Here is a 2,611-nt window from a genome sequence, read left to right as displayed (position 1 = left end):
GTCCGGCGACAGCTCGACTATGTCAAAGCCGGCGACGTTGCACGTGCTCATCACCTTTGTCAGCATGTAGAGCAGGTCTGCCGTCGCAAGCCCGCCGGGCGACGGCACGGAGACGCCCGGCGCAGACGCAGGGTCGACGCAGTCAAGGTCTATTGAAACGTAGACCCTGCGCCCTGCGGTTTTTGCAGTTACAATCTCTGCCACCTTGCGGACGCCCAGCTCGACAATGTCGATGGGTGTCACCAGCTGCAGGCCCGCGCTCTTGGCATTCTCTACCTCTTCACGCTCTGCTGCCCTCGTCCCTATGGCCATGCTTCTTGCAAAATCGACATACTGCGCCGAATCGGTGAGGACCGAGCCGTAATAGTTTCTTGCCGACGACACAAAGTCCGGATGGGCGTCAAAGTAAAGGAGCGACAGCTTTTCTCCAATGGATTCGTGGATGGCCGCCAGGACGTCTCTGGTGAGCGAGTGGTCGCCTCCTATCGTAACCGGGAACCTGCCGCCTGCGACTTGTGCAAGGACTTTATCGTGCAGGTCGTCCCTTGCGACGTTGCCGGCGTCAAATATCCTCTTGCCGTCAAACGTGCCGCGCATGGGGACCGTCGGTATGGCCTTGCCGTCGCGCACGAAAAATTCCGAGTCGTTGGACGCCGCCCTCAGGATGTCGGGTGCGGCGCTTGTGCCCTTGCGGGTGGCGTGCGACCTTGACTCGTCCGGGACCCCGATTATCACAATGTCTGCCTGCTCGGCGCTTGCGGCGTTTGCGCGGTAAAACTTCAACGCACCCTATTGCCTTGGCATGGTTTTTAACTGTGGCTAGCCCAAGAAGATGGATTCAGCGGGTAGGGCATAGGCTAGCCTGCAAGATAGCCCCTATCTGCAGATGGTGGCCATGCATCCGCTGCGAATTTGGGTGGCTACTAGTACTCTGCGTTGGGCAAGCACTTGTCGCAATATCTCTGAATAACTATTGCATCTTCAAGCTTGAACAAGGCTTCTGTTGTCGCTACTGCCGAGCATGTCACGCAAAATCCCGGCGACTTTTTCGTGCCTAATGACGTAGGCCTTGTCTGAAAAGGTTTTTTCACTGAATTGGTACTGTAACATCTGCCTATATAGCTTTCATCCCCTTGTTTGGGATGCCCGTTCCTGCCGCCCGTTTATATTGCATGCCCGCCGTCTCTCTCTTGAATATGTCATATAGCGGAAGAGGAAATTACGGCGGCGGAGGAGGTTACGGCGGAGGCTCGAGGGGCGGATTTGGAGGCCCAAAACCAGTTGAGGCAGGAAAAGAATACGATGTACAGATTTCAGAAATAAGCAGGCAGGGCGACGGAATCGCAAGGATACAGGGCTTTGTCATCTTTGTAAAGGAAGGGAAGGTAGGCCAAAAGACCAAAATAAGGGTCACAAAAGTTGGCGACAGGTTTGCATCAGCCGAGGTCGTAACCGGCGGCGAGCAGGCGCAGAGTGCGGATTCATCTGCACCAAAGAGCGAACCAACATCCTAAAAGATATCCAAACGACGGGTCAATCCACGTCTGCCTGTCACGCAGGTGGCAGGTCGATGGCCCTTATGATCTGGCTGTGAACGCGGGCAGCCACGATTCACATCTTTGTTTTCGTCAGCATGTTGGACTGGGGAATCATCCTGTCCACTTCTTTGTACATTTTCAAAAACTTTCTGCCTTTCTCGGTCGTGAAGAAGAGCCTTTCTTCCTTGGAGTGTTCCAGCAGGCCCTGGTCCGTAAGAACTGCAAGGTATTCTTTGAGCTGCGGGAAGGAAAGGAATGCCCTGTACATTATCTTTGTTTTTATCGCTCCCTCTTCTGCTATCTCGAGAATAGCCGAAGTAATGTCCATCCTGCTCCTGTACTTCATGCTGCAATCTCTGGGGCATAACTTAAAAGACTACTGTAATGGAGAGCTATATTATATTAATATTAGATTGTTCTATTTTTTCAGTAAATCATGACTTTATGTGTGTGTATTCTGCAAAGTAATAATATTATATAAAATATTTCTAGTCATTATCTATATTTGACAATAGTATTATAAGAGGGACTGATAATGATTCCTTAATCTAATGCTAATACAAAATAATAGAAATTTTATGATAAGGAGCGAGCTTGTCAGGATTGGGATAAGCGAGGAGTACCTTCAGGTTTTGACAGACGAACAACTGGAAACGCTGCTGGACGGCTTTCGGATGCTGGGCGCCCTGTATGAAAAGTTGAGTGGCATTCGTCCGGACACAAAATAGCGTCCCGGCCAATAGCACTTTAATTTGAGAAGAGCCTTTACAGGTTCAAATTGATACCAGTCGGCTTTATGTTTCTAGAATGTGCAGTGGGGTCCCATGACGACCTGTTGCAAAAGATAGCAAAGATCGCCGGGGTGGCCTATGCCTACAAAGTCGACAAGAATTACGACATCGTCATCAAAATAGAGTCAGACTCGGTCGAAAAATTCACACTTGCGATATCTCAAATCCGGAAGCTGGGAAACCTTCTCAATACCGATACGATGATAGGATTCAAGAGCTGAGCCCTTTATGAGGCTTGACAAGTTGGCATGTCTCTCGCCAAGGGTGCACACCTTACACGCC

5 protein-coding genes are annotated in these 2,611 nt (G+C 50.5%); 3 read left to right on the top strand and 2 right to left on the bottom strand.

The window, feature by feature from the left end:
* Positions 1-783 (bottom strand): arginase family protein (locus ACREAY_RS11230; RefSeq protein WP_431755861.1); only part of this gene is annotated, 783 nt, incomplete at its 3' end.
* A 413-nt stretch (positions 784-1,196) separates the two neighbouring features.
* Between ACREAY_RS11230 and ACREAY_RS11225 the strand changes: the two genes are divergently transcribed.
* Positions 1,197-1,514, top strand: a complete 318-nt coding sequence (locus ACREAY_RS11225) for a TRAM domain-containing protein (RefSeq protein WP_431755860.1) — start codon at positions 1,197-1,199, stop codon at positions 1,512-1,514.
* Between the two features lie 97 nt (positions 1,515-1,611).
* Here the strand turns inward: ACREAY_RS11225 and ACREAY_RS11220 are convergent, their stop codons facing one another.
* Positions 1,612-1,884, bottom strand: coding sequence for a winged helix-turn-helix domain-containing protein (locus tag ACREAY_RS11220; protein WP_431755859.1), 273 nt, complete (start codon positions 1,882-1,884; stop codon positions 1,612-1,614).
* Positions 1,885-2,116: 232 nt separating this feature from the next.
* Between ACREAY_RS11220 and ACREAY_RS11215 the strand changes: the two genes are divergently transcribed.
* Positions 2,117-2,266 carry a hypothetical protein gene (locus ACREAY_RS11215; protein WP_431755858.1) on the top strand — a complete coding sequence of 50 codons (150 nt, stop codon included), beginning with the start codon at positions 2,117-2,119 and terminating at the stop codon, positions 2,264-2,266.
* Positions 2,267-2,334: 68 nt separating this feature from the next.
* A complete protein-coding gene (locus ACREAY_RS11210) occupies positions 2,335-2,550 on the top strand; it encodes an Lrp/AsnC ligand binding domain-containing protein (RefSeq protein WP_431755857.1) in 216 nt (71 codons plus the stop codon).
* Positions 2,551-2,611 lie beyond the last annotated feature (61 nt).

Origin of the sequence: Nitrososphaera sp., from assembly GCF_050748925.1 — an archaeon.
Taxonomy (GTDB): domain Archaea; phylum Thermoproteota; class Nitrososphaeria; order Nitrososphaerales; family Nitrososphaeraceae; genus Nitrososphaera.
This window is presented reverse-complemented; position numbering and strand designations above follow the sequence as displayed.

Bases quoted from the DNA above. Each gene is read 5' to 3' on its own strand.
- ACREAY_RS11225 (WP_431755860.1), top strand. From the start codon at position 1,197: ATGTCATATAGCGGAAGAGGAAATTACGGCGGCGGAGGAGGTTACGGC.
- ACREAY_RS11215 (WP_431755858.1), top strand. From the start codon at position 2,117: ATGATAAGGAGCGAGCTTGTCAGGATTGGGATAAGCGAGGAGTACCTT.
- ACREAY_RS11220 (WP_431755859.1), bottom strand. From the start codon at position 1,884: ATGAAGTACAGGAGCAGGATGGACATTACTTCGGCTATTCTCGAGATA.
- ACREAY_RS11210 (WP_431755857.1), top strand. From the start codon at position 2,335: ATGTTTCTAGAATGTGCAGTGGGGTCCCATGACGACCTGTTGCAAAAG.